Below are 2,945 nucleotides of genomic sequence, written 5' to 3'. Positions count from 1 at the left end.
TAATTACACCGCCACCATAGTTAGCCTCATAAAGCTCAATTGCAATTTCTTCCGCTGCGGTAATAAGTGATTCATCATTTATTTCATTCTTTTTAGCCCATTTGTTAAATAACCTTGTTTTTATTATTCGCATTTGAATCGCCATACTGTGTTAAATATTACTATAGCAAAATTTACTACACATTTCAATTAATATGTAAATAAACCGGACGTTTTTCTGATGATGCTGAAAATTTCATTCGCAAATAAAGTGGGCTCATTAGCGATTAATTTGGGCCAGTTTTTTTTCTGGTGGCAATTAAAGTGGGCCGAAACTGAATTTCATTCGCATTTAATTCGGGCCAATTTTCTGCTCTGATTGCGAGCCGTTACAAATACGCCTATTCTTCATGGAGCTCTTCAATAACTGAATTGATTGTTTCAAAGGAAAATCCACGACCACTTAAAAAGCACACTAGCCCACGTTTCGTTTCATCAGCGCTCTTTTTCGTGGCCCGCCCTAACTTTTTCTTAGCTTCAGCAAGAGCTCTGCTACCTTCATCTTCAACTTCCTTAAGCACGGAGGTGATAATTTCCTCAGAAAACCCTTTTTGCCGAAGTATTTGTTGTATGAAGCGATTTCCTTTATGGCTGTAGCGTTGCGCAAGGCTTTCTGCAAGGCGGCTGTCGTTAATTAAATGAAGTTCCCTTAGTCTCATAATGGTTTCGTTAATTAAAACATCAAGATGAGGCTCATCGGCAAATTCTTTTTCAAGGCGTTGCTTTAAGTCGTTCTCGCTAGTAGAGCGCTCGGCCATTAATTTAATTGCAACAGACAGCATGCTGCTCATTTATTTCTCCTAGCCCTCTTGTGTGTAATGAGTATCTGTTATTTTGATGCGAACATCGGAATTTTATCAATAATGTCTACATTGTAGCGTCTAAAATATTCTTGGCTATAGGCTTCTTTGCACAGCGCCCTGTATGAGCCAAGGGGTATTTTTTTAAACTCTTCCATGAAATTTAAAAACTGCGTTGCTCCCATTGCCTGGAATTCGTGAATATGCTCTTGTTTCAACCGAGCTTGTGCTTCAATGGTATAGTGCACCATCCTTGGTACCAGAAAAAATCCGGAAACTAAAAAAAGAGTATTTTCCAGAGGATTTAAGTGATTTATAAAACACAAAATTGAAGTGAGGGCAAAAAATGGAATACAAAACCACCAAAATACTTTTTTAATAAACAGCTCGGTACTCATTACAATAACTCCATTTTTACTCAACGGGACTCATGTTTGTCGAAACAATAGGAAATACGAATAGTAACCCATTAGCATGGATGAGGCGATACCACGTAATACAAAAAGGAACCGCTTGTTTTCTGCTAATATTTTCCAGAACAAGAAAGCGGTTATTAAGCCCTAATTAAATAGCAAAAACAGTAGGAGGCCTTGTATTTAATTAACGTGATTTAGCATCAGGTATTGTTGGCGCCAGATCATCCAGTCGTAAATTAGTTATTCCAATTGCGGATGCGCATTGCAAAAAGAAAGCAAATTGAAAAGCACCACGGCTCATTTTATTTAATATACTGGCGTGAGTTTCGTGTACATCAATAGTGTTGAGCAGGGTAACAAGTTGCTCATAACTGATGTTGCGTCGTTTTAATTCGGCTTTAAGCATCCCGGAAGCTAATTTATTCCAGTCCATAGTACTCAATAGAAATCTCTGAAATATCTTTAATAAAGTTATTATCTCAAATACGATATAAAAATGTCAAATATGATTTGAATTGGATACCGTAAGTGATATAATAATACTGTATTCGATATATCATATTTTACAAAGGATATTAAAAATGATTAGAGAGATTGTACGGAAAACTTCTTTACCGATTTATTTTGTTTTGGATTCCATCAGGTACAAGCGTGGCCAACGCAAGATGATGGCATACTCCCTGAAGAATAGATGATGAGTTAATTTTAATTAAGGCTTTTAGTGTGCATGTTATGCCAAAATATAAGTTTTTTTGAGATACTCTTTATCACTTAATACACCACAATACATAGATGGAGAACACAATGAAAATAAGATTCATTTTAATGAACGCAGTTGCAGCATCGGCCATTGTTTTAACTGGATGCAATACGACTGATATCAAGGCGACTATGGGGAGTGGAGATGCAGCTTCAACAACTACTAACCAACATTTAAAGGCAATTAGCCCAGATCAAGTAAAGATCTATCATTCAAAATCATCAATGCCAAAACACCATACTGTGGTTGGTAGGGTGTCTGCTTCAAATTATAATATGATTGGCATGACTATTTCTCAAGAGTCGATAATGGCCGAATTAAAAAAACAAGCGGCCTCAATGGGTGCGAATGGAATTACCCATATTACAACAGGACTTGCTCAAACTACTGCCGAAGCAATTCTTTCAAAATAATCTGAATATTATTTCTATTTTGAGGTCTTCTTTGAGGCCTCGATCCATTTCACCGAAATAAGCCAAGTAGTACCATACCAGCTGCTATGAGTGTTAGCGCTGATGCAGCAAGGTTTATTATGGCGATCCGTTCCGTGCGTTGCAAAGCTCTTCCTGCATGAGATAGCAATTGCTCTATATCATTTTGTATGGTTAAAGCGGTGGTTCTTGCACTTTCCTCTAGTACATTTGCCATAGTTTCTTTAGCAGCAGCAAGGGAAGCATTCAAAACTCGCTCAGATTTTTCTTTTGCCTCATTTCCCCAGCGTAAAGCGATCCCCTCTAATTCCTCTTTATATTGATGGAGCATGAGTTGTTGTGTTTTGGCGTTGTCTTCCATCAGCTTGGCATTCATGGTCTGCACTATAAGAATCGGATCATCATGGCCTAAGACAACTCCATGTTTTATGGCAACCTCGTTAATGAGTGAATCGAATTGATCGGCCATTACATTACTACCGCATTGCTTAGTTGATTG

At 37.7% G+C, this 2,945-nt stretch carries 6 protein-coding genes; 1 reads left to right on the top strand and 5 read right to left on the bottom strand.

The features are described 5' to 3' along the window. The 4 genes from ELY15_RS14975 to ELY15_RS14960 all read right to left on the bottom strand — a co-directional run. The coding region (locus tag ELY15_RS14975) for a type II toxin-antitoxin system RelE/ParE family toxin (RefSeq protein ID WP_158617515.1) at positions 1-133 on the bottom strand (133 nt) is incomplete at its 3' end. A gap of 247 nt (positions 134-380) precedes the next feature. Further along, a complete protein-coding gene (locus tag ELY15_RS14970; protein WP_127101425.1) occupies positions 381-830 on the bottom strand; it encodes a regulatory protein RecX in 450 nt (149 codons plus the stop codon). A 38-nt stretch (positions 831-868) separates the two neighbouring features. Next, positions 869-1,237 (bottom strand): hypothetical protein, encoded by a 369-nt coding sequence (locus tag ELY15_RS14965; RefSeq protein ID WP_127101423.1) that lies wholly within the window; start codon positions 1,235-1,237, stop codon positions 869-871. 202 nt (positions 1,238-1,439) lie between these two features. Beyond that, a complete protein-coding gene (locus ELY15_RS14960; protein ID WP_127101421.1) occupies positions 1,440-1,688 on the bottom strand; it encodes a DUF6471 domain-containing protein in 249 nt (82 codons plus the stop codon). Between the two features lie 371 nt (positions 1,689-2,059). On the opposite strand from ELY15_RS14960, the gene ELY15_RS14955 reads away from it, so the two are divergent. Further along, complete coding sequence (locus ELY15_RS14955) at positions 2,060-2,428, top strand: hypothetical protein (protein WP_233586837.1); 369 nt, start codon at positions 2,060-2,062, stop codon at positions 2,426-2,428. A 49-nt stretch (positions 2,429-2,477) separates the two neighbouring features. On the opposite strand, the gene ELY15_RS14950 is transcribed toward ELY15_RS14955, so the two are convergent. Beyond that, a partial coding sequence (locus ELY15_RS14950; RefSeq protein WP_255411127.1) for a hypothetical protein occupies positions 2,478-2,945 on the bottom strand: 468 nt, incomplete at its 5' end.

This window comes from Legionella sp. km772 (genome assembly GCF_003989735.1).
Taxonomy (GTDB): Bacteria; Pseudomonadota; Gammaproteobacteria; order Legionellales; family Legionellaceae; genus Legionella.
The sequence above is the reverse complement of the archived record's forward strand: the minus strand, read 5'-3'. Positions and strand labels throughout refer to the sequence as shown.

Coding starts and splice junctions, on each gene's coding strand:
- ELY15_RS14970 (WP_127101425.1), bottom strand. CDS start 830: ATGAGCAGCATGCTGTCTGTTGCAATTAAATTAATGGCCGAGCGCTCT.
- ELY15_RS14965 (WP_127101423.1), bottom strand. CDS start 1,237: ATGAGTACCGAGCTGTTTATTAAAAAAGTATTTTGGTGGTTTTGTATT.
- ELY15_RS14960 (WP_127101421.1), bottom strand. CDS start 1,688: ATGGACTGGAATAAATTAGCTTCCGGGATGCTTAAAGCCGAATTAAAA.
- ELY15_RS14955 (WP_233586837.1), top strand. CDS start 2,060: ATGAAAATAAGATTCATTTTAATGAACGCAGTTGCAGCATCGGCCATT.